Consider the following 26,676-nt stretch of genomic DNA (forward strand, 5'->3'; position numbering starts at 1 on the left):
ATGTCCGAATCAGCCTTCGACCCGGCGCCCGTCAGACAGATCTGGCAAGAACTGGGAATTCCCGGGATCGTGGACGTGCACACCCACTTCATGCCCAAGTCCGTCATGGACAAGGTGTGGGCCTACTTCGATTCGGCGGGGCCATTGGTCGGGCGCCCCTGGCCCATCACCTACCGCGCCGATGAGTCCCAGAGGGTCACGACCCTGCGCGACTTCGGGGTGCTCCGCTTCACCTCGTTGGTCTATCCCCACAAGCCGCAGATGGCGGCATGGCTAAACCAGTGGGCGGCCCAGTTCGCGGCACAGACCCCGGACTGCATTCACACCGCCACGTTCTTTCCCGAACCCGGCGCCGCAGACTACGTACGTGAGGCGATCGATGCGGGAGTGGGGGTATTCAAGGTCCACGTTCAGGTCGGTGCCTTCTCCCCGACCGATCCGCTGCTGGTCCCGGTGTGGGGCCTCATCGAGGATGCCGGCGTTCCGGTGGTGATCCACTGCGGGTCGGGCCCGGCACCGGGGGAATTCACCGGCCCTGATCCGGTCACGGCTCTCCTCAAACAATTCCCGCACTTACGGCTGATTGTCGCGCACATGGGCATGCCCGAGTACAGCGAGTTTCTCGATCTGTGCGAGCAGCACGACGAGGTGCGGCTGGACACCACAATGGCATTCACCGCATTCTCCAACGAGAAAGCGCCCTTCCCAGAATCCGACTACCCACGGCTCGTCGAGATGGGTCACAAGATCTACTTCGGCAGTGACTTCCCGAACATCCCGTATGGATACGCCGAGGCCATCACCGCGCTACGGAGAATGCCCGGGATCGATGACGCCTGGATGCGCGATGTGCTGTACCACAATGGCGCAAGGCTATTCGGTGTTGACACCTCAGCCTCCGGCCGGTGACAACAGCCCGGACAGATACGCCTCACGCACCTTGAGTCGCTGACGTTTTCCGCTCGTGGTCCGCGGAATCGCGCGTGCCGGCACCACGACGACGTCATCCAGTGAAAACCCGAACGCGGCGCGCACACCACCGGCCACACGGCTACGCAATCCCTCGTACTCGCGTGCGGCCGCCCGCGTTCCCACCACGGCCACAACCGACTCGCGGGCGCGCCGTTCATCCTGCACCGTGAACACAACGGAAACTCCACCCGCGCCAGAGAGCTGGTCGATTTGCCGTTCGACGTCGTAGGGCGGGAAGTTGCGACCCCGCACGATGAGCATCTCCTTGCGACGCCCCACCACAAAGAGTTCACCGCCGTCGAGATAGCCGCGGTCACCAGTGCTGTGCCATCCGCCCTCGGGCGCGACTACCCCACCGTCGGGACGCAAGTAGCCGCGCATGACCGACGGCCCACTCACCTGAATATCGCCGACAGCTCCATCAGCAAGTACTTCGCCCTCGGCCGAAAGGACGCGCAGCCGCAAGCCGTCGACCGGCCGACCACACGACACAACCAGTTGGCCATTCTCCGGACTACGCCGACCGTACACCCGACCGAACGCTGTTTCTCCCGGTGGATACGGTTGCAGTGCAATGCTTGTCGCGAGGACTGTTTCCGCCATGCCGTAGCACGGCACCAACACGTCGTTACGCATACCCAACAAACCAAGCCGCGCGGTGACGTCACACACCACCGGATAAGGGATGGGCTCGGCACCCACGTAGGCATGACGCAGGGAGGACAGATCCACATCTACAAGCGGGTCACCGCGACCGATCGCGTCCGATACCGCCCGATACGCAAACGGTGGACCCGCGGTGTGAGTCGACCCGTGATGAGACATGTGTCGTAGCCAGGAGATCGGATCGCGCAGAAATCCCATCGGGGTCATCACCCCCACTCGGAGACCGTAGAGCAGTGCGGCCAACACCTGGATAAAACCCATATCGTGATAGAAGGGCAGCCAGCTGAACACCCGATCGCGCCTCCGCGATGCCCTTGTGCCGTAGGCGATTGCACTGGCGTTGTGCACGACATTGCCATGGGTCAGCACTACTGCCTTCGGCGCGGAGGTCGAGCCTGAGGTAAGCTGTATGTGGTGCACGTCTGCTGGGTGTGCAGTCGAAAGTAGCTCCCATTCAATAGGATTGGCATCGCCAAGCTGATCATATGCCAACACGTTTGGATGCACGACCGCCACCATGACACGTGGCTGGGCAATGACCACAGCGGGGCTCAATACCTCAAGCGCGGCGCGAAGATGCGCCACTCCCGCGGAGTCCGGCCTCGAGGGAGTGGGCGGCGGTGCGATCGCGCAGGGCACCGCACCCAACAACAGCACAGCCAACAGTGTCGCCAGGTATTCTTCGTCGCTGGCGGCGGTCATGGCGACTCGATCACCGCGCCTCAGTCCACGCTCGCGTAGCGCCGCGGCACGGATCCGGATGTCAACAACCAGATCTGCACCCGCACGTGTGTACAGATGGCGTCGCGAATCGTAGAAATCGAGCTCTTCCAGTCCCGCGCGAAGCAGCCCGGGATAATCAATCGCACCGGACCTCATAGCCGGCGCATTGATCTCCACATGCTGGCGAATCCCCCTATCGCTCATGCCTGTTCGCGACGCACGGCCTTGGCGCGCAGGCGCCCCCGGATGAATGCGCCGATATCGCCCACCACGCTGAACGCGAAGGCGTCCTCTTCCGGGATGAATACCGTGAATCGGTCCTCCATCTCGTTCATGAGCGCCATCAGCACCACGGAGTCCACGGGTAGTCCCAGCAGTGCCGTCTGCGCATTCACGGCGTCAAGATCCACCTGTGCCAGGTCTTCCGGGGGAAGTAGCTTGATCAGTGCGCCTCGGAGGGCGCCGATGATTTCCGCATCTTCCGGAAGCACTACCATCTCGGTCATTGGTTCTCTTTCTCCAGCAGCACGCCATCTTCCAGATGCAGTACTCGATCCGCGATATCGGTAAGGCGTAGATCGTGGGTCACGATCACCACCGCCGCCCCTTGGCTTCGGGCCGCGTCCGCGAGCTGCGCGGCAACCCTCTTGCCGGTTGCCGAATCCAGATTCGCGGTCGGTTCGTCGGCAAGGACCAAGCCCGGACGGGCCACCAGCGCGCGTGCGGCGGCAACGCGTTGCTTCTCACCGCCCGAAAGCGCCGGTGGACGGTGATCGGTCCGATGCTCCATCCCAACGTCGGCCAGCAAGCCCCGCGCACGTGACATGGCTTTGTCCTTGCTCACCCCGGCGTAACGCAAAGGCAGGGCCACATTCTCCGCACTCGTCAACGCGTTCAGTAGGTTGTATTCCTGGAACAGAAATCCCAGTTTCTCCAACCTGATGTGTGCGCGGTCTCGCTCCGCGAGCTCACCCACATCCCGGCCCCCAATCCTGACCAGGCCCGAGACCGGAGTCAGCAGTAGGCCCATGACGAGTAATGCCGTGGTCTTGCCACCACCGGAAGGGCCGACAACAAGCACCACCTCACCGGTATTGACTGTTAGGTCCAGGCCCCTCAGCGCGTGCACCGCCGCGGCGCCGGTTCCATACTGGTGCGCAACGCCCTTGAGTTGCAGGACCGGCTCAGGTGAAACATTTGGCCTTTCAGGACTATTCATTGCACTCACCTCCGGAACGCCTGAGCGGGATCGATCCGTGTTACCCGCCGGACCGGGATGAGTGATCCGATTACCGCCATGACGCCGGTCGCCGCCGCCATCCCGGCCAGCATTGCGGGGGTCACCTCCACCGTCACATCTCCTAGCCGGTCCTTAACCAGGAACTGAACACCGTAGGTGATGCCGGCACCCAATATGTATCCGAGCCCCGCTATCAGCGCCGCTTGGGCAATCACGGTGCGACACAGCTGCACTGGACGCACACCCAGCGCACGCAGTACGCCAAAATCGCTCATTTGCTCGGTGGTGACCGCGAGTACGGTCAAACCCACCAGCGCCACCCCGACCAGCGCGGCGATCCCGATCATCGTCCTGAGCGGCCGACCAATCATCGAAATCACAATGGCGCGGCTGTTCTCCGCGAACGTTTCCGAGGTGAAGGCGTCCATCCCCGGCACCGACTTCCTCACCGAATCGACTACCTGGTCGCCGGTGAACCCCACTGTCGGCTGAACCAGGAAGTAGGACACCCGATTTCCAGCTCGTAGTAGATGCGCGGCATCCACTAGGGAGATGAAGGCGTAGAAATTGCCGACGGCCGCGGTCTGTTTGGACAGGCCCACGACCGTAAAGTCACCGTCCACAAGCCGAACGGTGTCGCCGAGATGGATCTTATTCTTCTTCGCCAGCACTCGATCCAGCACCACTTCACCAGACCCCGCGACATTGCGCCCCTCGGCGAGCGACCAGGGTCCGCCTATCCCGGTGGCAGTGTCATAGCCGACAACGAAGTATGCGGTGTGTCCACCCTTGTGCACGAAGTCCGATGGAAGGCCGAGTATTGGCTCGGCCGACTGCACGCCGGGAACCTTCAACAACCGGTCTTTGCCCTCCGCCGGAAGCCACGAGACGGCCCGGAACATCTGTGAAACACCCGGCTGAACCACCCACACCGCACCCTTGGAGTGGTCGATATAGGTGGTCACCTGGTTGGTCGTGCCGACGAAGATCCCCGACATAACCAGCACCAGAATGACCGCGACGGCCACCCCGACAACCGAAAGTACAAAGCGGGCACGTTCGGCGACAAGATTCTTGACAGCGACGATCAACGGATCATCCCTCCTGCCGTTGCGCGCAGTCTGTGCACGGCCTGGACCGTAACCGCGACAACCGTGTCGACATCTGCCGGAGACACACCCGGGCCCAGCGAGAAACGAACCGTTCCGCGCGCCTGGTCCTCGGTCAGGCACATTGCCCGCAACACGTGGGAAACAGTGTCTTCCCCAGCGTGACAAGCCGATCCGGTGGATACGTAGATGCCATGCATGTCCAGATGGTCGGCGAGAGTGTCGGCGCGAACCCCGTCGAAGCGCACGCTCACGGTCTCTTCCAAAACAGGTTCGGTCACATTGAGATGTACCCCGCCCACCGCGCGCAGTCCGTCGATCAACTGCTCCCGTCGTTTCCGCATACCCAGCCGATACTCCCTCTCCACCGTACGCAGGCACACGTCGGCCGCGGCGGCCATACCGAGTGCACCGGGCACATTCTCGGTGCCGGCGCGCAACCGGTTCTCTTGCGGACCTCCACGCGTCACCGGCAGCAGCCGATGCCCGCTGCGGACCAGCAACGCACCTATTCCGCGTGGGCCGCCGAACTTGTGTGCCGACACCGACATCATGGTGGCGCCCACTACCGTCAGATCCAACTTCCCCGCGGTGTGGACCGCGTCAGTGTGGAAGGCCACCCCCGATTGCCTGGCGATATCGGCGATCTCCCAAACCGGTTGAATGGCACCGGTTTCGTTGTTGGCGTGCATCACCGATACCAGCGTGGTGTCGGGTCGCAACGCTTGGGCCACATCTGCGGAGCAGATGTGGCCCGACGGCGCGGGATCTACCAAGGTCACCTGCACGCCCAAGTCCCGTAGCGCGTGCGCGTTCGCAAGGACGGCCGGGTGCTCGATGGAGGATGTCACCAAATGACCCCGAAAACCCACGGCGGCAAAGGTTCCCCATAAAGCCAGGGTGTTCGCTTCGCTCCCGCCGGAGGTCAGTACCACCTCCTCGGCATCGGCTCCCAATAGCCGCGCGACGGTCTTCCGCGCGGCGGCGAGGGCGTCCGCGGCATCGCGGCCGGCGCCATGGCGGCTCGACGGGTTGCCCACCAGCTGGTGTCCGTTCAGGACGGCCTGCGCCGCACGCGGATGCAGCGGCGCCGTGGCCGCGTAGTCCAAGTAAATCTCGGTGGGGGCAACCTGCGTGGGTGGGTTAAGAACCTGGGAGGGCGCTGACATCTTCGTGAATTCCGTTGCGGTAGTTGTTGGCTAAACGTTGCGCGACGTCGGCGCCGAGGGCTGCGACGTGCTGCTGCTCGGGTGAAAGACCCCCCGACCATTCGATGACTTGCGCCGCCTGGATCGTTTCGATGTCGCGCACCGGCATCCCGCTGAGACGCTCGGTCAGAATGGATGCCACGGCCAGTGATGCCGAGCACCCGTAGGCCTCGAAGCCGATCCGGCTGACTACCTCGTCGCGAATCTGAGCGCTCAACAGGATCTGGTCACCGCACACGGGGTTTCCGATGAAGGCCGTGACATCGGCCTGATCTAGGCGGCCCGCATTGCGCGGATTGGTGAAGTGATCGATGACTGCGGGACTGAAACGGGGCACTAGCCGGTCGCCCCTGGCGTGGCCCCGGCAGGAACCAGCTCGCACTCAGCGACGACTTCCTGTGAATCGATGTATTTTTCGATACTCACCGCGCAGCATCCCAGTTCGGCACCCTGGCGACGACGACGGAACTTGACAGTCTGACCGGTGCGGCCGCACGGGCAGTCACTTTCGTCCACTTCACCGATGTCGTCGGATAGCAGGAAGCCCGGGTACGCGGTGTTCAGTGCATCGAGGATCGCTATCCCGCCCGTCTTGCCCGGCTCCAGTTCGACGGAGGCGTCGGTGACGTCCCTGATGGAGACATAGCACCACGGCGGCACATGCTTACGCTGGTGCTCGCATTCGATGGCGAGCATGTTGGACTCGATCATCCCGTACATGTCACGAATGTGGGTGGGGTCGATTCCCAGCACGCGCTGCGCCTTCTCGTTGAAGTCATCGCGGCTGATCGAGTTGCCGGTGTACTGCTTCCAGCCGCCGAGCATGATGATCAACGAGTCGGGGTCGAGCGTAAGCGGAATCTCTTCCAACTCCAGGTACTTCATGAATCTGGCGATGATGAAGGGCGGCCCGATGAGATGCCGGGTCATCTTCCCCTCCCAGTTCCGCAGCTGCGCCAATGCCTCGTCCGGATCGAACGAGTATTCCCGCACTACGTAGCGATGGTCGTCGAGCATGCCGGTAAGCAGATTGAAGATCTTCACCATGCCCATCTCCGGCACTTCGGCCGTCGACGGGCACAGGAATAGGCCCGCACCCTGGGAGATGCCCAGAAAATCGCGGTACCCGCCGAAGATTCCCACTGATGCCCTGGTCACTGTCATCGAATCGCGCCGTGCCACCGACGGCACTCCACTGGTGCCGGTGGACCGGATCTCGATCTCGACGTCCTCGAGTCCGCAGGTCATAAGCACATGTGCGCCAGCCTGTTTGAACATGCTGACCGGCAGCAAGGGGATTCGATGCAGGTCCGCGCCATCGCGAATACCGCTCGGGATAAGGCCTGCGGCATCGCATTGGGCACGATAGAAGCCATTGCGTTCGAAGTGCAGTGCGAAAGATTCACGCAGCACATCGGTGAGCGACCTTCGCCATTCCTCTCGCGTCACCCGGAGAGCTTCCCCCGGCATTCCGAGCATGGTGACCAAATCCACTGCACATCTCCTTTGACTGCCTAGCCCACACAGGGCACCGGAGGAGTGGTCGAATCACCGTGAGAAAAAGTTCCCGCAGATCTTCAAGTGTTCCGACAGCGGTATGGAAGAGTTCGCGGCATGGCCGATGAGCAATTGCGCGAGGACCACGTCGAGCTACTAGCGCGACGTGCGCTCACAGAGGACGCCGCTCGCCCCGATGCGGTTGCACGCCGCCATGCGGCCGGCGGTCGCACCGCGCGCGAAAATATCTCCGATCTGGTGGATGCCGGATCGTTCGTGGAATACGGACGATTCGCCATTGCCGCACAACGCCGCCGTCGCGAACTCGCCGACTTGATCGCCCGCACACCCGCAGACGGACTGGTGGCCGGGACCGCACGCGTCAACGGCAATCTGTTCGGCGCTGACCGCAGCGCATGCGCCGTGCTGTCCTATGACTACACCGTGCTGGCCGGAACCCAGGGCGCGCTGGGGCATCACAAGAAGGACAGGCTCTTCGACCTCATCGAACGCATGAAGCTCCCGACGGTGTTCTTTGCCGAAGGGGGCGGCGGCCGCCCCGGCGACACCGACTACCCAGTGGTCTCGATGCTCGACGTCCGCGCTTTCAAGCTATGGGCGGCGCTGTCGGGGGTAGTGCCGCGGATCTCCGTGGTCAACGGCCGGTGTTTCGCCGGCAACGCTGTCATCGCGGGCTGCTCGGATCTGATTGTGGCAACCAAGGACACGTCGATCGGCATGGGCGGTCCCGCCATGATCGCGGGCGGTGGACTCGGTGAGGTCCACCCCGACGAGGTTGGGCCCATTGCCGTCCAGTCGACAAACGGTGTGGTCGATGTTGTCGTGGACGACGAGGAGCAGGCCGTCACGGTGGCCAAACGACTCATCAGCTACTTCCAGGGCGCGGTGGCGCCCGGCGATGGTGCTGACCAAACCGCCTTGCGCACAATGATTCCCGAACGTGCCCGGCGTGCTTATCCGATCCGGCCGATCATCGAGACGCTTGCCGACACCGGTTCGGTGACCTTTCTGCGAGAGAAATTCGCCCCCGAGATGGCGACCGCGCTCGCACGTATCGAAGGCAGGCCCATTGGCGTCCTCGCGAACAATTCCATGGTGATGGCCGGGGCCATCACCGCCGCGGCATCGGATAAGGCCGCACGGTTCCTACAGCTGTGCGACGCCTTCGGACTTCCGGTGCTCTCGCTGGTCGATTGTCCTGGCTACATGGTAGGTCCGGCTGCGGAAGCCGAGGCGTTGGTCCGCCGCGCTTCCCGCATGCTCGTGGCCGGGGCAGCACTACGCGTACCTCTGGTGTCAGTCATCCTGCGCCGTGGGTATGGCCTTGGCGCACAAGCCATGACCGGCGGTAGCCTGCACGAGCCGCTTCTCACGGTCGCCTGGCCCAACGCGCATCTGGGCCCGATGGGGCTGGAGGGCGCGGTGCGCCTGGGTCTGCGCAAAGAACTGGAGGCCATTGCCGACGAGTCCGCCCGGGAGGAGGCCGTCCGTCAGGCCACAGCCGCGGCGCAGGAGAATGCCAAGGCGATCAACGCTGCTCAGATCTTTGAGATCGACGATGTGATCGACCCGGCCGAGACACGGTCGCTGGTCGCCTCCACATTTGCCGCAGCCATGCGGGAACCGCTGCCGCTCAGACGATCTGTTGTCGATACCTGGTGACGGTCAGCCGGTGCTCGGCACCCAGTTACCGTGGAATCCGCTGGGCACGCGATGCGGCAATTTGATCGTCGCGACGTCCTCCAGGGTCTGCGCATCCAGGATGGCCAACGCACACCGGGAACCCCCGCTGAACAGAGCCGATGAATCGCTAGGGCGCCGTCTCCACGAACTCGCGTTTCCCGTATTGGATGGCGACATCCTGCCAACGACCTCCAGCAGCGTCGACCAACCGCCGGGCGATACCGATGTCTTTGACGTCCGCGATCAGGATCAACCAGCCGTCTTCAGTCACCGATCCCCCGGACAGCGCCGCACGCGCGGCCGGGTCGGTCAGCAGCACATCATGAAACCGGACCCGGTCAACACCCGGAACTTCCACCGCCACCGCATTTACCCGGGCATCACCGGCGGGTAGATACTCGAAGGTCAGCACCGATTCCTGTCCGAACCGCCGGCCGACCTGCTCCCCGATGCTGTAGAGGTCATCGCCATCCACACAGGCGAGTTCAAAGGCCCGTGACCGCTCGTAGGTCATGCGATCGTTGTCCTGCGACCAGTAGACGCCGTCGACGCGGGTTGATCGCACGGGCAGAGCCAGGTTCTGAACGGTCATGGCGCTCACTTGCACCGAGAAATCATCGAGTGGATCTTGCAGACGCGCGTCTGCCGGATCGGTGATGGTGGCGGTGTTGTTGCTGGCGAAAAGCTCGCCCTGGGGCCGGGCCACATCGCCCGGCACACAGGCCTGCGGATCGGCACGGGCATATCCGCTGGACGGCCCGACTACGACGAGCGCAATAGCAGTCACACCGAACGCGATCTGGCGCATCACCCGTCCATTATCCCCACACGCCGCTTGGTTGGGCGGTATGCGATAGATGTCCGCCACACCACTGTCACAGCGCGCGGGCCCGAGACCCACCGCCTTGACCTCAAGTGCGCTTGAGATTTTAAGTTGGTCAGCTATGACCTCGATCCACGACGCGACAGTACGCAAGTTCCTCGACTCCGATCCCGCCCTCGTTGGGCAGCTGGGATATCTCGGCACCGATGGGCGTCCGCTGATTCTGCCCGTCTGGTATCGCCTCACCGACGATCATCTTCAGTTCGTCACGCATTTGAAAACACTTAAAGTGAAGGCTGTGCAACGTGATCCACGTACTGTCATCACAGTCGCGACGCAGGCCGAACCGTATCGATATGTTCAGGTACAGGGCGAGGCAAAGGTGGATACCGATGAATCAGGGGTCCGTACCGCCCTGATCGATATCACTGCCCGGTATTTGGGTGCTGATCGCGCAGAGGCCTACGTGGACGAACATCACAGTGGGCCTGGCGAAGTCATCGTGCGTGTATGCCCGCTCCGTGTCCACGCCGCCCTCTAAGGAGAAACCCGATGTACACCATCTCCATCAACGGCACACAACTCACCTTCGACGACCAGGGCCTGGACAACGGGCCCGCTATCCTGCTACTCACCGGGTGGGGACATGATCACCGTGCTTATGACGAGATTCTGCCCTACCTCGTCCCGCACCATCGCGTCATTCGCATGGACTGGCGCGGGCACGGTCTCGATCGCACGCCCGTCGCCGATTTTGGTCCTGCGGAACAATTTTCAGATATCATCGGTCTGCTCAATGCTCTCAGCGTCCGGTCATTCGTCCCAGTCGCACACGCCCACGCCGGCTGGACGGCATTGGAACTCGCCGACCGGCTGGGCACAACGCGGGTACCCGCAGTGATGCTCGTTGACCTCATCATGACGGCCGCGCCCCCTGAATTCCTCCAGGGCATCAGAGCATTTCGCGATCCGATGGGTTGGCAGTCAAGCCGTCTGGAGTTCCTGCGTGCCTGGCTCGCCGGCAGTGACAACGCGGCCGTCAACCGGCACATCCGCTCCGAGATGGGTGGATTCGGATTCGACGTCTGGGCCCGCGCAGGCCGTGTCATCGAGGATGCGTACGTCACCTGGGGCTCGCCGATGTCACGGATGGAAAAGATGGCCGAACCGCCGCACGTGCACCACATCTTCTGCACACGCGAGCGCACCGGTTACGACGATCTGCACGACGAGTTCCAACATCGCAATCCTTGGTTCAGCTATAAGCGCCTGAACGGGGCCACACACTTTCCCCAACTGGAATTACCCGCGCGGGTGGCAGAGGAAGTCCTCGGGCTACTGAAGGCCGCGGGCGGAAATCATTGACCCGTGATCGTTGTGAGAGTAGGGCCTGCGGTCCAGCCGCCGTCCACGGCCAGCTCCGCGCCGGTGACATAGCTCGCGGCATCCGATAACAGGTAGGCGACAGCGCCGGCCACCTCGTCGGCGTTCCCCACCCGCCCCATGGCGGCGATAGGCATATTGCCCTCCCCCTCCCGAAAGCCCTCCTTGGCCGTCATCGGGGTGTAGATGACACCGGGGTGCACGGAGTTGACGCGAATTCGCTCGCGCCCCAGCTCGATGGCCGCGACCTTGGACAGGCCCCGCACGCCCCATTTAGACGCGCCATATCCGGAGGTGAGCGCCAGCCCGACGAGGCCGGCGGCCGACGAGATGTTCACGATCGAACCGCATCCGTGTGCTCGCATGGCTGGGATCACAGCCTGCATGCCGATGAACACGCCTACCAGGTTTATCTCGATCACCTTGCGGAAGTGTTCCAGCGGCTCATCAGCGACCATTGCGGCGCTGGAGATGCCCGCGTTGTTCACCAAGCCGGTGATAGTGCCGAATCCTGCGAGCGTGGTGTCGATCAATTCCCGCCACTGCTCCGCGTCGGTCACGTCCAGGTGCGTGAACCGGGCGGCATCGCCGAGCTCGGCGGCCAGTTGACGCCCGTCGCCGTCGAGTACATCCGCGATCACGACCCGACCACCCTGCGACACGATGTGGCGCGAGAAGGCCGCGCCCAGTCCGCGAGCGCCGCCGGTAACGATGACGTTCTTTCCTTGCAGCAGAGCAGAATTGCCATTCACGACTACAGGCAACCACAGGCCCGTCAGCCAGCAGTAAGAGTCTCCCGCCTATCGGGAGACGTGAGCGACAACACCGGAGCGCCGAATTGTGAGGCGCACCAGAATTTTAGGGATCGGGCTAGATTTCGACCGGAGCGACTTGAGCGGGCGCTTCGTCAGCGGGCACAGATTCGGGCTGTGGCACAAGCACCGAGGCGGGAATCACCTCGGGACCTTCGGCGTCGGCCGGTACGTCCAATGGCGCAGATCCAGCCGCGTCGTCGCTGTCCATGGGCAGGTACATGTGGCGCTTGAACTGGGGCTGGTACGCGCCACCACCACCGATCCGAACACCGCCGCCCTCGCCACTGGACACGGCGGTGCCGTCAGGCAACGTGACAGCGGTATGGCCGCCATTCCAACCGATCACCAGTGCACCGGGTGCGGTGCCGTACTTGAAACCACGTGCGAGAAGCGCGCGCTCCTGATTCCCGGTGTTGAACCGTGAACCGAATGCGGGGCGGTCGGTGGCGACGTTGGCCACCCAAGAGGCAAGGCCGGAGCAATCGGTGCCCCGTGCTGTGTCTCCGCCCGAGATGTATGGCGTACCCGAGACCTGATGGATAAACGCCAGCAAAGCAGCGAGATCAGACATGGGACGCGACGCTAACAAGCAGCTTGACGGCCGGCCAAAATATGTGGTTTCCGTCATAGTTGCTGAGAATTATGGTGAGAATTACTGTCCGCCAACGCGTTACTGATTACGGTAGTGCATCCCCCACCGTTCGTCCAGTCGGACAAACATGCAGGACATCATCGGTTTGTCGACGGCCGTGCGGCCTCGGCATGGAATTTGCTACGCACCACCGGCGTGCATCACCGTTCCTGCACATCTGCGCATCACTTGCATCAACGCAGGAAATTTTCTGTTACCTATCCCACCTTTTGCCCACCTTTCGTCCCACTATGTGGAATGGCTTGCGCGCTACTCCATTCGGGGTTTCACATTCACTCATTGGGTCCAAAATGAAGCCCCACAGTCGATTCCTGTATGAGTCAGACAGAGACATCAACGGCCGGCTCGCACCCCCGAATACCTGCCCAGCCGAACTCCTTGAATCTGCTTCCTGCCCAGATGTTTGTGGTGCAGCCACTGCGGGCCACACATCGCGTGAGCGGGTACGCATCCGGCGGGACCTGATTTCACATCTGTCACCGAACCGACAGCACCCGGCACCGATGGTGCTGTCGAAAATCGCTTATTAACAATAATTTTGACGCGACTTCGACCGGCGCCCGCGGCAGACAGAGGAATCGGAGCCAGTAGCCTCCATTACCTAGGAAGCCGAATACGGTTGGATAACAACTAATGCCGCCACGCTTGCGGCATACGGGCTCGAGTCATCGTCCACATGATCGGTAGCAACCACCCGCATCCCAAATTCGTCGACTGGTGCCGCGGGTGAACGTGTCCCCCGGTTCCGTTGCCGACGCGGCGATCGCATACAGATGCCGACACGGCGGCATGGGTGGCGACGGCAAACCGCGCCTGCGCATTGGGCTGCGGCGATACGGCGCAACGATCTTTGTTAGACCATCACTGCCACATATCGCCGCCGCCCGGCATGCACAGCTAGCAGGCTAGCGTCACGTACGCGACCTTTTGCCCCGCGGTCGGAACGGTCGTCGGCTGATTACGCATATTGCGGCCCGGTTGCACGTTCTGAACACCAGACTGCTGTGACACTCCCTGGACGGTGCACTGCGACGGATGTTCCGATCCAACCTTGGTGACGATCACCCGGTACCCATTGGACTTGAGTTCGTTGATCACCGAATCCGGGCTCTCCGTGGGGCCTGCCAGCGCGACTGCCGCTGTCGCAAGAGACAGACCGGCAGCACTGAGCGCCGCGCCTGTCACTGCCATGATCTTCTTCATTGGTTGCGCTCCTTCTACATCGTTGAAGACGAAGCCGCCTTACAGATGGTTATGCGTTGTCGGGCGAGGGTGACTGGCTCGGGTTGATCTTGTACGTGCCGTACGGAACGTGGGGGTTGGTCCCCAGCGGAACGTGCGGATTGGCGCCCTCGTAAGTCGGCTGGTGAGCACCCTGCTCATACGCGACGCCACCAGGCGTCACACAGGACCCCTGAGGGTTGTTGACGCTGCTCTTACCCGCGTAGCAGCCGGGAGGAGGCGTCGGGCCCGCCGCAGCGATCGGTGCACCCAGCAAGGCCACTGTCGCCGCGACACCGACTCCGCCAAGCATTGCAACGATTGACTTATTCATGTGATGTTTCCTTTCTGCTCGGTCAACTTGCTAATGGCCAGGGCAGTGGACATCACTTGCCTAAGACATCAACGTTGATGCATTCACCCAGTTCAACGGCTTCAAGGATCACCTAGTTCCCAACTTATGAGATGTTCGGTTGATTCTCAGCTAAATCTCAGAGTACCCCATGGGGGTTGGGGTCTGGGAAAAGTGGTATATAGCCGTTAACCGTCCGTTAACCAGGCGAAACCGTCACATCGGTGTAGATCAGATGATCTATAATTCGATCATGCGATCTAAAAGGGGCCGCGATCGAACCTTCACCGAGACCGCCCGCCGGCAGCAGATCATTGCGTGCGCCATTGACGTCATCGCAGAGGTGGGCTATCCGCAGACCACGATCCGAAAGATCGCCGACCGCGCCGGCATCGCAATGAGTGTGGTGCTGTACCACTTCGGCACCAAGGACGGACTCATCGAGGCGGTCATCGCGTCCATGTATCAGGCCGCGCTCGAGACTGTGCCCCCTGCGATAAACCGGGCGCGCACACAGACGGACAAGCTTGCGGCCTATATCCGCTCCAGTATCGACTATTTCGATACGCATCGGCCGCAGCTCACCGCCTTGGCGCAGCTTGGCACGAGCTATAAACCCCATAGCGGCAAGCATTTTGGCGACCTCGGACTGACACCCGAGTTGTCCGAACAGCTTGCCCAGCTCGACCCCGCAACCCTACTGCGCGCCGGTCAAAAGACGGGCGAATTCTGTTATTTCCCAGTTGATTCGACTGCCATCGCACTGCAGGCGGCCGTCAACGCGGTGGTTGAAAAGATACTGCGCGATCCGGAGTTCGATGTGCATCGTTATTCGGACGACCTGGTGAAGATGTTCAGCCGAATGGTCCGTAACGCGTGATGGCAGATATCGTCATTGCCGCGCTCGGCAGCCACGGTGACGTCGCCCCGTTGACCGGCGTCGGCGCTCGTCTTCAGCAGGCCGGCCATAGGGTAACCCTCACCGCATACGACCGCTTCGCGTCGCTTGTCCGCAGCTGTGGCATAGGTTTTCGTGGTGTCTCCGAACCCCGTGAGTCTTCCGATGAGGCCGATGTCGACGTCACGGGAGCACTATTCCAATTCCTTGCTCCACAAGGCATGCGGTCTCTCGGTACCGCGTTGCTGACAGCATTGCAAGACACACCTACCGACATCTTGCTGCTGTCGCCGTTCTCAGAACTTGCCGGGCATCCGCTGGCCGAGGCGAAAGGCATCCCCTGCGCGGGAATCCGATTCCAGCCCTACTCTGCTACCGCCGATTTTCCCCCGGCCACGCTCGGGGGGTGGTCCGCGGGGCCGACGGGTAATCGGCTGGCGTCACGGGCCGGGCTGAGCTGGTAGATCGATTCTACGGCGGCGTCACGGCCGGCTTTCGCCGCGATTTCTGCCTACCCAAAGTATCGGCCAGGCGGCTACGCGAGCAACGCACCAAAGCGGGATGGACTGTTCTACACGGCTTTTCGCCGCACATCGTGCCACGGCCCGCAGGCTGGCGTCCCGGCCTGGAGATCTGCGGGTACTGGTGGCCGCAAACCGATCCACAGTGGCGCCCCGACGCCGCACTTGTCGATTTCCTCAGGGCGGGCCCGCCACCGGTCTACGTCGGATTCGGCAGCACAATGACCTCTGCCAAGCAGTCAGAGCACATATCGCAACTCGTCCGGAGCGCTCTACGCCGGGCCGGGGTGCGGGGCATCGTACAAGCAGGCTGGGCAGGAATCGATGTCGGCGATGAGACCACCCTCACCGTAACGGAGGTGCCGCACCGTTGGCTGTTTCCCCACGTGGCCGCTGTCGTACATCACTGCGGCGCAGGGACAACCGCCGCCGGCTTACGCGCCGGGGTCCCCACTGTCGCCGTACCCGGCCTGGGCGATCAGCCCTTCTGGGCTCGGCGGCTGCGCGATCTCGGGCTCAGCGCGGATACGGTGCCACAGCGCACCCTGACGGTCGAACGCCTCGCAGCCGCCATCCGCACCGCGGTGACCGACCCGGGAATCAAGATCCGGGCGCGGCGAATCTCCGACTTGCTCGCCGCCGAGGACGGGGCGGCTCACGTGGTCTCGTCTGTCAACCGGTTGTTGGGCTGAGTCCCGGTCTGCAGATCCTTGCAGGTGACCGAGGAAGTCCGCGACACCCCTCGTGAGTCGATCCCCAACATCGGCGGGGTGTGAACTCGGTCGCGGTCTCCTGGTCATACCTGCTAAAAGAATTACGGCAACAGTGTTGCCGTAATTGCCCCGCGCTGTCAAGACAGACATACTGACCGCTATGACGGACGAGCGACGCATGCGAGGTCGCCCGCCCCTGCCCATGGAAACGATCGTCGACGCGGCCTTGCAGATCGTGGACGAAGAGGGCGGTGAGGCCCTCTCCATGCGGGCATTGGCGAGGCGGCTCGACTCCGGGACCGCGACCATTTACCGCCATTTTGCAAATCGCACCGAGGTCGTCGCGCACGTTGTCGATCGGGTCTTCGGCGAGGTTCAGTTGGATGATCCTGCGTTGGCGAGAATGCCGTGGCAAGACGCATGCATCGTTAGTTCACGGGCACTGTTCGACGCCCTGCGCCGCCATCCAAATGTGGCCATGCTGTTGGCCGACCAAATTCCCGTCGGACCCAACGTCTTCATGATTCGCGAACACACACTCACGCTCTGTCTCCAAGCGGGGTTCTCCCCGGCCGAGGCGATTCGCATCTACATGACACTGGGCCGCTACGTGCTGGGCTTCGCAAATCAGATAGGTGCGGAACATCGGGCAAGCGAGGCCGATATCGCGATGCTGACCCGGCTCGTCGAAAATATCGATCTGGCGAGCTACCCGTCCACACTGGCCACCGCCGGCGTCACCCTCGTCCCGCTCGATGAGGAGTTTGATTTCGGCCTAGGGCTCATTGTGGCAGGGCTCGAGGGTCTTCGGCACGGCGAGTAGCGACACCGTGCGGACCGAATCCATGCCGGCCCAATCCCCACGGCAGAATGACCATGATGATCGCATCGGGGTACGTTTTGAGTACCGACACCGCGGTGACGCTGCTCGCCGCAGGACTCATTTTTCTACTCTCACTGGTATTGGGCGTGTGGAAATACCGCCAGATGGTCACCGGCCCAAACCACCTCGCTCACCCGTATGTGGATACCGCACATCGAGCGGCGTTGCTTTACTCGTTCGCCACCTTGCTCACCGCAGTATTCGTCGAACTGAGTGCGTGGCCCAGCTGGGTAAACCTCACCGCCGCAATGATGCTGGTCTTCTTCTTCGTCGCGGCGATCGCCAGCTACATCGCCCACGGAGCGCTTCGTGACACCACCAATCAGTTCGAAAAGCCCACCATCGGGCTGTATCTGGCAATGGCACTGCTCATCCTCGGCGAAATCGGCGGATTCAGTGTTCTGCTAGCCGGATTCGCGCGCGCCCAATGGTTCTCGTGACACTCGGCGAAAACAGTCACCATACGTACGGCATGAGGCGATAGCGGGCGGCCCGTGTGTACGCGCGGTATCCGTCGAGCTCTTCGACGAGTAGCTTCTCCTCGTCGACAATGCGCACGATGAGCACCAACAGACTGGGCACCACGCAGGCCAGGCCCCAGTACGAGCCAAGGGCCAGCGGAAACCCGACGATGGTGATGAAGTTGCCGGTGTACATCGGGTGGCGCACAAGCCCGTACAGACCGGTCGTGACCAGAGTCTGGCCCGTCTCCACCCGAACTGTGGAGGCCGCGAAGCCGTTCTGGACGACCACCAGGCTGGTCACACCCAGTCCAACCGCCACCAAGACATCACCTGCCGCGCAGATCGCCGGGGGCACCGACGACCATCCGAAGCGATGGTCAAGGGCGCTGATCACGACCATGGCGGCCAGGGAGAAATACCAACTTCCGATGAGTACCTTCTGCAGACTCCGGGTTTCGGCCACCGGTCCCGCCCGCTTACGCCGCTGGTGCGCTGCGGGGTCGGCCCGCTGCAGATAGACCGTGGGAATCCACGTCGACAGCGCGAACACCACCAGAAATGTCCAAACCTGCCAATAATCGACTGTGCCAGCGAGCAGGAACAACACCAGCCCGAAGACGGCAAGCTCAACGACTCCGAACGCGACAACTTTCGCAATGGCTTTCACAAGCCCACCTGTCTTCACCGCGCTGAGGTGCTTTCCAGCTGCTGGGCCAGGTTTCTCACCGTGGGCGCATCAAACAGTGCAAGCATCGTCAGATTCGCGTTCAGGGCCGTGTTGATCGCGGCAACCACCCGCATTGCCCCGAGTGAGTTACCACCCAGATCGAAGAACGATTCGTCCACTCCAACCCGGTCCACACCCAGCACGTGGGCGAAAATGCTGGACAGGATCTGCTCGTTCAAAGTGGCCGGCCGGCAATAGGTGCTGTTGGTGTCACGCGTGTCGACGCTCTGCCCCTCGACTCGACTGCTCCGCTCACTCCACCGATCTCGCCCGATGCCGTTCAGCAGATCCAGAGATGACAGCTGGCGGCCAGGATGAGCAGTCATCGCCACCAGCACCTGCTTGAACCGCTCGATCAGCTCCTTGATGCTCTCCGCGTCGAACACGTCGGTGTCGTACTGGACACGAAGTTCCAACTCCCGGCCCGGCCCAGCCTGTACGGCAATCGGATAGTGGTAGTAGTCACGACTACTGAGGCCGGTGATGGCCAATCCGTTGACGTCGGCGGCCGCCCTCGTATCGGTCGGATAGTTCTCATAGACGAACACCGTGTCGAAAAGTCGTTCCTGTCCGGTGATGCGGTGGATGTCGCTCAGGGCCAGATGCTGATGCTCCAGGGTGTCGTTGTGTCTACCCTGCAACTGCCCCAACAACTCCGCCGTCGTGGTGGCCGCACCAATAGTGGCCCGCACCGGCACCGTATTGATCAGCAAACCCACCATCGATTCGGCACCGAGCACCTCGGCCGGCCGACCCGAAACCGTAGTACCGAACGCCACATCACCGTGCCCGCACAACGAACTCAGCAGCAACGCCCACGCACCCTGCAACACCACATTGACCGTCGTCTGCTGCGAACGCGCCAGCTTTGTCAACGCTCGAGTCGTCCGCAGAGGCACCCGGAACAGGTCTACGCTGCGCCGGCCGAACTGCAGCTTCTGTGGCGGGCCCAGGAGTGTGGGCGCATCGAATCCGGCCATCGCCTTGCGCCACGCGTGCTGGGCCGCAACCTGATCGCGTTCGGAAAGCCAGGTGACAAAGCTGCGATACGAGGCCGCCGGGGGAAGCCGCACCCCGTGATATCCGGCGAAGATCTCCTGCATGAGGATCGGCATCGACCAGCCATCCAACACGATGTGATGATTCGTGAGCACGAACCGGTACCGGTTGTCGGCAACGCGGATGAGGACAGCGCGGAAAGCGGGCTGTTCGGCGAGATCGCAGACAGCTGTACGCTCGGCGGCGCATATCTTTTCGATCTGTTCTTCAGTATCGGAATCTGCTATTCCATCGGCTAATTCGATATACATCCAGGGCGCCACAGGCTGGGCGGGGATGATCTGCAGTGGCTGTTCAAACTGGTCGCAAAAGCGGGCGGCCAAGTGCGGGTGCCGCGCAACTACCGTCTGTACCGCTTCGTGGAGCCGCTCCGCGTCGAGCACACCACCGAGCGCGATCTCGAACTGCACCGCATACACATCGTCACCCGAGCTCTTCGCGATGCCGGCATGGAATAGCAGACCCTGTTGCAGGGGAGTCAGCGGCAAAACATCGGCAACCGGAAAGTGACTCTGTAGCCCGTCGATCTGCTGCTGGCTGAGTCTGGCGGGAAGAATATCCGACGGTGTCAACCCGCCTCCGCCCCTGCGTACATGCGCGCAGATGCCGGCCAGCGCGTCGAACCACAGCCGGTTGATCCTGGTGACTGCCATGCGATCCAGCGCCGTGGGCGCCCACGTCCAGGTGGCATTCAGGTGCGGCCCGGTGTCCGTGTCGATGGTCACCGCGTTGAGCTCCACGGTGTGAGGCAACGCGATGGGCATCGCCCCGGCGGCCCCGGTCAACGACAGCCCTTCTTGGCTGAATCGCCACACATCCCCGGATGCGTACGCCGCCGGAGAGCCCAGCCGTCCAAGGTAATTGAATCCGATCGCCGGATCGGATTCAGGAAGGTCGACGTCGGGGTTCAAATAGCGCAACAGTCCATAGGTCAGTCCGTCCGGCATGGCCCGAAGTTGTTCCTTGGCCTCCTTGATCACCGCACCCAGCGCCGCGTCACCCGCCACCACCTGTGTCCAGCGCAGCCCACCAACCGCCAGCGACACCGGGTACTTGGTCGTGAACCACCCGACCGTACGCGACAGGTCGATATTGCCCTCGGATGTTCCGCTCCGGGCTGGTAGATCCTCGTGACGGCCGTGGCCTTCCACATCGATGGCGATCGGTGCGGCACCGGTCCCCAAATGTTGTGCCCATGCCAGGGCAAAGGCAATCAGCAGGATCTCGTGCACCCCGGCGTGGAACGCCGCAGGCACCTCACCAAGCAACATGTGTGTGGTTTCGGCATCCAGGAACTCGGTCAGTCGTCCGGCCGTGGCGAATGTGTCCTCGGTGGGCCGCGGCGCGGCCAAGCTCGACGCGATCGACCCCACCTGCCGCCAGGCCCCGGCCTGGCGGACCACATCCGGATGCCGCGCATGTTCGGCCAATCGATCCGACCAGCGCTGGAACGACGTACCCGCTGGAGGCAACAAGACCTGCTGTCCACCACGCAATTGGGTCGAGGCTATGGTCAAGTCCTCCAGCAGAATCCGCCAGGAAACACCGTCGACGGCCAAGTGATGAATGATCAACACCAGCTGGCCGGTGGCCGCCACCCACAGCCCGCTCAGCATCACGCCGGCCGCGGGGTCCAACCGCGACCGTGCCGCCACCAGTGTCTCGTCCGAAAGAACGTCCACCGCGTGCAGGCAGTCCGCGGCGTTGACGGTCCCCGGCTCGGGCACCGTCAACGCCCACCCGCCGGCGCCGTCGTCAGCGGCCCGCAAGCGCAGCATGCTGTGCCGATCGAGCAAGGCCTGCAACATGATCAGGACCGCCGCTTCCGTCACTCCGGCAGGAGCCTGCAGCACCACCGTCTGATTGAATTCATCAATAGGGCCTTCAATTCCCTTCAGCCAGAGCATGATCGGGGTCGCCACCATCGAACCGACGCCCTCGTCGATCACCCCATCCGAGCCATCGGCCATCCTGACCACACGGGCCAGCCGGGCCACGGTTTGCTGCACGAAGATGTCACGCGGTCTACCTATCAGACCGGCTCCGTGGGCCCGCCACACCACCTGGATGGCCGAAATACTGTCACCGCCCAAGTCGAAGAACGAGTCATCGACGCCGACACGTTCCAGGCCGAGCACCTGGGCGTAGATCCCGGCCAGTATCTCCTCTACGAGCGTGGCCGGGGCACGGTAATGATCGATGTCGCTGTATTCCGGTGCGGGCAAGGCTTTTTTGTCGAGCTTGCCGTTGACCGTCAACGGCAATGCCGCCAAAGAGACCACCGCGGCCGGCACCATATAACTCGGCAGGCACTCGGCAAGTTGAGCGCGGATCCTGGCCGTATCGGCCGTGCCGGTGACGTAACCGACCAGCCGTTTGTCGCCAGGTCGATCCTCGCGGGCGATCACCGCCGCCTGCTCTACCCCGGGCGCAGCGGTCAGCGCCGAGTGAATTTCACCGAGCTCTATGCGATGGCCCCGGATCTTGACCTGCTCGTCGGCGCGTCCGGCATACTGCAGCTGTCCGCCGGGCCCCCAGCTCGCCAAGTCGCCGGTGCGATACATCCGTTGTCCCGACGCGCCGACGCGGAACGGGCACGCCACGAACCGCGCAGCCGTCAGCCCGGCCCGGCCCACATATCCATAGCCCAGTCCCGCACCCACCACATAGAGCTCGCCGACCACACCGGCCGGCACGGGACGCAACGACCGATCCAGCACAAAGAAGCCCACGTGCGCCAGCGGTGAACCAATCGGACTGACCGTCACCTCCGTGTCGGCGCTGACGATCTCCCGGAACGAGGCATGCACTGTCGTTTCGGTGATCCCGTACATGTTGACCAAGCGGGGCAGCACCGGATGGCGTTCCATCCACGGCTTCAACCGCTGCGGCTCCAGGGCTTCCCCACCGAACACCACCACCTCGATACCGAGCTGCCCGGCACGCTCGGGGACCATCGCATCCACGGTTTGCAGGGCGTAGAAGGCCGACGGCGTCTGGCTCAGTACGCTGACCTGTTCATCGACGAGCAGTGCATGAAACTCTTCAGGTGATCGCACCACCGTCTCGGGCACGATTACCAGCCGGCCACCGTGCAGGAGTGCGCCAAAGATCTCCCACACCGAAAAATCGAAGGCCAGTGAATGGCTCTGTGACCATACCTGCCCCGCCGACAACTCCAGGTCACCGCCGAGCACGTGCAGCAGCCGACCCACGTTTTTATGGGGAATAGCAACGCCTTTCGGCACTCCCGTGGTACCCGACGTGTAGATCAGATAGGCGATATCGTCGGCACTCAGTCTCGTCAGCGGTGTGTACGCAGGCTGGACAGCCAGCTCTGGATCATCGACATCGATAACCACCACCCCGCACGCATCCAGCCGATCCATCAGGTCGCTGGTGGTCACCGCCACCGCCGGCTCCGCATCGGCGAGCACGAATTCCAGCCGCGCATCGGGTACCGAAGGGTCGACGGGTACATACGCCGCACCGGTTTTAAGCACTCCCATGATCGCGACAATGGCCTCCGCCGATCGCGCGAACAGCAGCGCGACTCGCTCCCCGGGCCCGGCCCCATACTCAATAAGCTTGTGTGCCAGCCTATTCGATGCTTCGTCCAGCTCTTGATAAGACAGGTGGCCGCCTGCGGAGCTCACGGCAACCGCACCGGGGACTCGCGATACCTGCTGCGCGAACAATGCCGGAATCGATACCGAGGTCACGGGCTGCGCCAGCTCCGCACGATTTCCCCACTCGTCCAGCCGAGCCAGCTCTTCGGCGTCCAGCACGTCGATCGCGGACAGCGGTCGCGCCGAGTCCGCGGTCATCGTATCCAGCACGCGGCGCAGCCGATCAATCAAGATCTCAACACTTCGGGCGTCAAACACATCGGTTCGGAACTCGACCGTGCCCGAGATACCCGCAGCCTCGCCTGCTTCGGTCCAGGATTCGGCCAGCGAGAACGCCAGATCCATACGGGCCGAATGCGTATCGAGCGGTAGTTGGGTGAGCTCTAGATCCGCCAGCGCCATCTCACGGCCGGAATCATCGATCTGGCCAGGGATATTCTGCCAAGCGAACATCACCTGCACCAACGGATGATGGGTAAGCGACCGAGCCGGGTTCAAGCGCTCTACGAGCAACTCAAACGGCACGTCCTGGTTCTCAAAGGCACCGAGACTACGAGCCCGCACCTGAGCCAGCAGCTCGGCAACACTGGGATCACCGGCGAGGTCAACCCGCAGTACCAAGGTGTTGACAAAGAACCCGATCAACTCGTCCAGTGCTGGATCACGGCGGCCAGCAATCGGGAACCCGATCGCCACATCGGAACTCGCACTGAGTTTGGAGAACACCACCGCCAGGGCGGCCTGCATGACCATGAAGCTGGTTGCGTTGTGTTCGCGCGCCAGGCCATTGACCCGCTGCTGCAATTCGGCCGGCCACGCCACATCCACTCTGGAACCACTTTGGTCGGCCACCAAGGGATAGGGCCGGTCGGTCGGGAGGGCCAAACGCTCGGGCATCCCGGCCAGCATGTTCTCCCAATAGGTCAGCTGCCGGGCGATACGACTCTCGCTGTCGTCCAGGTCGCCCAACTGTGCCCGCTGCCAAAGCGTGTAGTCCGCATACTGGACCGCCAGCGGCTTCCGATCAGGGGCCTGTCCCGCACACCGGCTGGCATAGGCCACACCTAGATCCGCCACCAGCGGGGTAATGGACCAACCGTCCGCGGCGATATGGTGCACGACCGCCACCAACACGTGATCGTCCGCAGCCACTCGGAAAAGCCTTGCCTTAAAAGGAATTTCTGATGAGAGGACGAAGCTGTGCTGCGCAGATTCGGCGACCGCGCTATCCAGCCGGTCGGTCTGCCAGTCGCAGGCGTCGATGACCTCCCAACCGAATTCGACGTGTTCCACCGGAACGATCAGCTGCTGCGGTATGCCGTCGACCGCGGGAAACATGGTGCGGAGGCTCTCATGACGATCCAGCACATCCGTGAAGGCAGCTTCCAGCGCGTCGGCATCCAGGACTCCCTGCAGACGCAATCCCACCGCTAGGTTGTAAACAGGTGAGGGACCATGTAATTGATCGATAAACCATAAACGGCTTTGAGCATACGAGAGGGGCATCACCGCGGGACGCTCACCGGCGATCAATGGCTCCAGCGTGTGTTCGCCACCTCCGATGCGGAGCATCAGTTGTGCAACGGTCGGAGCGTCGAACACGGCGCGTTCCTCCAGGCCCGCGTCCATGGACCGGTTGAGGGCAGCGACGAGACGCATCGCCAACAACGAATCGCCACCCAGATCGAAGAATGAATCGTCCATACCCACCCGGTCCAGCCCAAGTACCTGGGCGTAGATGCCGGCCAGGATTTCTTCGCTCGGACTCGTCGGAGCGCGATACTGATCGACTGATTGATACTCCGGCGCAGGCAGGGCGTCCAAGTCGAGTTTTCCATTGACCGTCAGGGGAAGACGCGGCAGCGCCACCAGCACCACCGGCACCATATAGGACGGCAGCCGGTCCGTCAGCGCGGCCCGCAGTTCCGCGGGATCGGCAGTTCCGGTGAAGTAACCGACCAGCCGCTTGTCACCGGGCCGGTCCTCGCGGGCGATCACAACAGCCTGCCCAACACCATTTAAACCGTTTAATACCGAGCGGATTTCACCCAGTTCGATGCGGTGCCCACGAATCTTGACCTGCTCGTCCGCGCGCCCCAGATACCGCAATTGCCCGTCGGTTCCCCAGCTCACCAGATCTCCGGTGCGATACATCCGCGTGCCGGGCCCGCCCCACGGACAAGCCACAAATCGCGTGGCGTTCAACGGTGCTCGTCCCACATAGCCGTAGCCCAAACCCGATCCAGCCACATACAACTCACCAACCACATCAACCGACACGGGTTGCAACCACTCATCGAGAACCGAGAATGCGAGATGCCCTAGCGGGACCCCGATGGGGCTACTCGTACCGACGACATCGGCGACGGTGATCTCGCGGAACGAGGCATGCACCGTCGTTTCGGTGATGCCGTACATGTTGATCAATCGCGGCGACTGCGGATGATCCTGAAACCAATCACTCAAACGCGCAGGCTCCAGCGCCTCACCACCGAAGACCACGACATCCAGCCCGAGTCGCGCGTCTTGCGAACGGTCCGCGTCCGCGGCGAGCAGCGCATAGAACGCCGACGGAGTCTGGCTCAGCACGCCGATGCGCTCGTCGATCAGCAGCGCACGCAACCGATCGGGTGTGCGCACCACTGAATCCGATACCACCACCAACCGGCCACCGTGCAGCAGCGCACCGAAAATCTCCCACACCGAAAAGTCGAAGGCCAACGAATGACACTGCGCCCACCCCTGCCCGGGCACCAGCTCAAGATCGGCGTCGATGGCCTCCAACAACCTCGTCACATTGTGATGGGGAATGGCAACACCTTTCGGCGTGCCGGTGGTGCCCGACGTGTAGATCACATACGCGATGTCACTCCCGCACGGCGCCGACAGCTGCGGACCGTCAGTTTGCGCTGCCCCCGGACCAGACGACACATCATCGATATCGATGATCACCAACCCGCTGCCGCCCAACCGGTCCGCCAGTTCCGCGGTGGTCACCACGACCACCGGCCCGGCATCACACAACACAAACCGCAACCGCGCATCAGGCACCGAAGGATCAATCGGCACATACGCCGCACCCGTCTTCAGCACCCCCATGATCGCCACCACAGCCTCAACCGACCGCGACAACAACAACGCCACCCGCTGCCCCGGCCCCACCCCATGAGAAATCAACAAGTGCGCCAACCTATTCGACGCCTCATCCAACCCCCGATACGACACCGACCGCCCACCACAACTGACCGCAACAGCCCCCGGATCACGCACCACCTGCTCGGCAAACAACTCAGGAATCGACAGCGAAGGCGCGGACCGCTCCAAGGCCGCTCGATTTCCCCACTCTTCCCACTCAGCGCGTTCGTCGTCATCATCCAGGTCCATCGACAACAACCGCCTGGTCGCATCGGCCTTCAC

The 26,676-nt window shown here is 62.6% G+C and carries 21 protein-coding genes and 2 pseudogenes; 8 read left to right on the forward strand and 15 right to left on the reverse strand.

Annotated elements, in window-relative coordinates:
- Window positions 1–909, forward strand: coding sequence for an amidohydrolase family protein (locus MAB_RS23620; protein ID WP_005079681.1), 909 nt, complete (start codon window positions 1–3; stop codon window positions 907–909).
- On the opposite strand, the gene MAB_RS23625 is transcribed toward MAB_RS23620, so the two are convergent.
- Genes MAB_RS23625 through MAB_RS23655 form a run of 7 tightly spaced genes read right to left on the reverse strand, consistent with a single transcriptional unit; the run spans window position 892 to window position 7,412 of the window.
- Window positions 892–2,538: an AMP-binding protein gene (locus MAB_RS23625; protein ID WP_005079680.1), complete on the reverse strand. Its 1,647-nt coding sequence runs from the start codon at window positions 2,536–2,538 to the stop codon at window positions 892–894. The two genes, MAB_RS23620 and MAB_RS23625, sit on opposite strands and share 18 nt — an antisense overlap.
- A 23-nt stretch (window positions 2,539–2,561) precedes the next feature.
- Window positions 2,562–2,867, reverse strand: a complete 306-nt coding sequence (locus MAB_RS23630) for an acyl carrier protein (RefSeq protein WP_005079679.1) — start codon at window positions 2,865–2,867, stop codon at window positions 2,562–2,564.
- Window positions 2,864–3,580, reverse strand: a complete 717-nt coding sequence (locus MAB_RS23635; RefSeq protein WP_005095617.1) for an ABC transporter ATP-binding protein — start codon at window positions 3,578–3,580, stop codon at window positions 2,864–2,866. Before MAB_RS23635 ends, MAB_RS23630 begins: the two co-directional genes overlap by 4 nt.
- Window positions 3,581–3,585: 5 nt before the next feature.
- A complete protein-coding gene (locus MAB_RS23640) occupies window positions 3,586–4,692 on the reverse strand; it encodes an ABC transporter permease (RefSeq protein WP_005112563.1) in 1,107 nt (368 codons plus the stop codon).
- Entirely contained in the window at window positions 4,689–5,879 is a 1,191-nt protein-coding gene (locus MAB_RS23645) for a cysteine desulfurase family protein (protein WP_005112565.1), read from the reverse strand. Before MAB_RS23645 ends, MAB_RS23640 begins: the two co-directional genes overlap by 4 nt.
- Window positions 5,854–6,255, reverse strand: coding sequence for an iron-sulfur cluster assembly scaffold protein (locus MAB_RS23650; RefSeq protein ID WP_005079675.1), 402 nt, complete (start codon window positions 6,253–6,255; stop codon window positions 5,854–5,856). The genes MAB_RS23645 and MAB_RS23650 overlap by 26 nt, the downstream gene beginning before the upstream one ends.
- On the reverse strand, window positions 6,255–7,412 hold the full coding sequence (locus MAB_RS23655; RefSeq protein WP_005112567.1) for a LuxE/PaaK family acyltransferase: 1,158 nt from the start codon (window positions 7,410–7,412) through the stop codon (window positions 6,255–6,257). Before MAB_RS23655 ends, MAB_RS23650 begins: the two co-directional genes overlap by 1 nt.
- A gap of 120 nt (window positions 7,413–7,532) precedes the next feature.
- Here MAB_RS23655 and MAB_RS23660 point away from each other — a divergent pair, with 120 nt between their 5' ends.
- Window positions 7,533–9,098: an acyl-CoA carboxylase subunit beta gene (locus MAB_RS23660; RefSeq protein ID WP_005091631.1), complete on the forward strand. Its 1,566-nt coding sequence runs from the start codon at window positions 7,533–7,535 to the stop codon at window positions 9,096–9,098.
- A 3-nt stretch (window positions 9,099–9,101) separates the two neighbouring features.
- On the opposite strand, the pseudogene MAB_RS25440 reads toward MAB_RS23660, so the two are convergent.
- Window positions 9,102–9,218, reverse strand: a pseudogene (locus MAB_RS25440) (carotenoid oxygenase family protein); the annotation flags it as partial.
- 28 nt (window positions 9,219–9,246) lie between these two features.
- Complete coding sequence (locus MAB_RS23670; protein ID WP_005114797.1) at window positions 9,247–9,927, reverse strand: hypothetical protein; 681 nt, start codon at window positions 9,925–9,927, stop codon at window positions 9,247–9,249.
- A 136-nt stretch (window positions 9,928–10,063) separates the two neighbouring features.
- On the opposite strand from MAB_RS23670, the gene MAB_RS23675 reads away from it, so the two are divergent.
- Window positions 10,064–10,483: a TIGR03618 family F420-dependent PPOX class oxidoreductase gene (locus tag MAB_RS23675; RefSeq protein ID WP_005079669.1), complete on the forward strand. Its 420-nt coding sequence runs from the start codon at window positions 10,064–10,066 to the stop codon at window positions 10,481–10,483.
- Window positions 10,484–10,494: 11 nt separating this feature from the next.
- Entirely contained in the window at window positions 10,495–11,307 is an 813-nt protein-coding gene (locus MAB_RS23680) for an alpha/beta fold hydrolase (protein ID WP_005079668.1), read from the forward strand.
- On the opposite strand, the gene MAB_RS23685 is transcribed toward MAB_RS23680, so the two are convergent.
- From MAB_RS23685 to MAB_RS23700, 4 genes are all read right to left on the reverse strand, one after another.
- Window positions 11,301–12,077 (reverse strand): glucose 1-dehydrogenase, encoded by a 777-nt coding sequence (locus MAB_RS23685; RefSeq protein WP_005079667.1) that lies wholly within the window; start codon window positions 12,075–12,077, stop codon window positions 11,301–11,303. The two genes, MAB_RS23680 and MAB_RS23685, sit on opposite strands and share 7 nt — an antisense overlap.
- A 118-nt stretch (window positions 12,078–12,195) precedes the next feature.
- Complete coding sequence (locus MAB_RS25500; RefSeq protein ID WP_371666684.1) at window positions 12,196–12,768, reverse strand: C40 family peptidase; 573 nt, start codon at window positions 12,766–12,768, stop codon at window positions 12,196–12,198.
- Window positions 12,769–13,689: 921 nt separating this feature from the next.
- Window positions 13,690–13,995, reverse strand: a complete 306-nt coding sequence (locus tag MAB_RS23695; RefSeq protein ID WP_005079665.1) for a hypothetical protein — start codon at window positions 13,993–13,995, stop codon at window positions 13,690–13,692.
- A 49-nt stretch (window positions 13,996–14,044) separates the two neighbouring features.
- On the reverse strand, window positions 14,045–14,347 hold the full coding sequence (locus MAB_RS23700) for a hypothetical protein (RefSeq protein WP_005091627.1): 303 nt from the start codon (window positions 14,345–14,347) through the stop codon (window positions 14,045–14,047).
- Between the two features lie 253 nt (window positions 14,348–14,600).
- Here MAB_RS23700 and MAB_RS23705 point away from each other — a divergent pair, with 253 nt between their 5' ends.
- From MAB_RS23705 to MAB_RS23725, 4 genes and pseudogenes are all read left to right on the forward strand, one after another.
- Entirely contained in the window at window positions 14,601–15,245 is a 645-nt protein-coding gene (locus MAB_RS23705; protein ID WP_005091626.1) for a TetR/AcrR family transcriptional regulator, read from the forward strand.
- Window positions 15,245–16,476 (forward strand): annotated as a pseudogene (locus MAB_RS25230) (glycosyltransferase). The gene MAB_RS23705 and the pseudogene MAB_RS25230 overlap by 1 nt, the downstream one beginning before the upstream one ends.
- A 223-nt stretch (window positions 16,477–16,699) precedes the next feature.
- Window positions 16,700–17,320 (forward strand): TetR/AcrR family transcriptional regulator, encoded by a 621-nt coding sequence (locus MAB_RS23720; RefSeq protein WP_005091624.1) that lies wholly within the window; start codon window positions 16,700–16,702, stop codon window positions 17,318–17,320.
- Between the two features lie 47 nt (window positions 17,321–17,367).
- Window positions 17,368–17,820 (forward strand): hypothetical protein, encoded by a 453-nt coding sequence (locus tag MAB_RS23725; protein ID WP_016891714.1) that lies wholly within the window; start codon window positions 17,368–17,370, stop codon window positions 17,818–17,820.
- Window positions 17,821–17,836: 16 nt separating this feature from the next.
- Here the strand turns inward: MAB_RS23725 and MAB_RS23730 are convergent, their stop codons facing one another.
- Window positions 17,837–18,511: a methyltransferase family protein gene (locus tag MAB_RS23730; protein WP_005112583.1), complete on the reverse strand. Its 675-nt coding sequence runs from the start codon at window positions 18,509–18,511 to the stop codon at window positions 17,837–17,839.
- Between the two features lie 14 nt (window positions 18,512–18,525).
- Window positions 18,526–26,676, reverse strand: coding sequence for a non-ribosomal peptide synthetase (locus MAB_RS23735; RefSeq protein ID WP_012296786.1), 8,151 nt, complete (start codon window positions 26,674–26,676; stop codon window positions 18,526–18,528).

The sequence above is a fragment of the Mycobacteroides abscessus ATCC 19977 genome, from assembly GCF_000069185.1.
GTDB lineage: Bacteria > Actinomycetota > Actinomycetes > Mycobacteriales > Mycobacteriaceae > Mycobacterium > Mycobacterium abscessus.

What these genes read in the sequence shown, in the direction of transcription:
- MAB_RS23645 (WP_005112565.1), bottom strand. Translation starts at nt 5,879, where the DNA reads ATGTCAGCGCCCTCCCAGGTTCTTAACCCACCCACGCAGGTTGCCCCC.
- MAB_RS23660 (WP_005091631.1), top strand. Translation starts at nt 7,533, where the DNA reads ATGGCCGATGAGCAATTGCGCGAGGACCACGTCGAGCTACTAGCGCGA.
- MAB_RS23675 (WP_005079669.1), top strand. Translation starts at nt 10,064, where the DNA reads ATGACCTCGATCCACGACGCGACAGTACGCAAGTTCCTCGACTCCGAT.
- MAB_RS23635 (WP_005095617.1), bottom strand. Translation starts at nt 3,580, where the DNA reads ATGAATAGTCCTGAAAGGCCAAATGTTTCACCTGAGCCGGTCCTGCAA.
- MAB_RS25500 (WP_371666684.1), bottom strand. Translation starts at nt 12,768, where the DNA reads ATGACGGAAACCACATATTTTGGCCGGCCGTCAAGCTGCTTGTTAGCG.
- MAB_RS23720 (WP_005091624.1), top strand. Translation starts at nt 16,700, where the DNA reads ATGGAAACGATCGTCGACGCGGCCTTGCAGATCGTGGACGAAGAGGGC.
- MAB_RS23705 (WP_005091626.1), top strand. Translation starts at nt 14,601, where the DNA reads ATGATCTATAATTCGATCATGCGATCTAAAAGGGGCCGCGATCGAACC.
- MAB_RS23700 (WP_005091627.1), bottom strand. Translation starts at nt 14,347, where the DNA reads ATGAATAAGTCAATCGTTGCAATGCTTGGCGGAGTCGGTGTCGCGGCG.
- MAB_RS23725 (WP_016891714.1), top strand. Translation starts at nt 17,368, where the DNA reads ATGACCATGATGATCGCATCGGGGTACGTTTTGAGTACCGACACCGCG.
- MAB_RS23670 (WP_005114797.1), bottom strand. Translation starts at nt 9,927, where the DNA reads ATGCGCCAGATCGCGTTCGGTGTGACTGCTATTGCGCTCGTCGTAGTC.
- MAB_RS23620 (WP_005079681.1), top strand. Translation starts at nt 1, where the DNA reads ATGTCCGAATCAGCCTTCGACCCGGCGCCCGTCAGACAGATCTGGCAA.
- MAB_RS23695 (WP_005079665.1), bottom strand. Translation starts at nt 13,995, where the DNA reads ATGAAGAAGATCATGGCAGTGACAGGCGCGGCGCTCAGTGCTGCCGGT.
- MAB_RS23630 (WP_005079679.1), bottom strand. Translation starts at nt 2,867, where the DNA reads ATGACCGAGATGGTAGTGCTTCCGGAAGATGCGGAAATCATCGGCGCC.
- MAB_RS23680 (WP_005079668.1), top strand. Translation starts at nt 10,495, where the DNA reads ATGTACACCATCTCCATCAACGGCACACAACTCACCTTCGACGACCAG.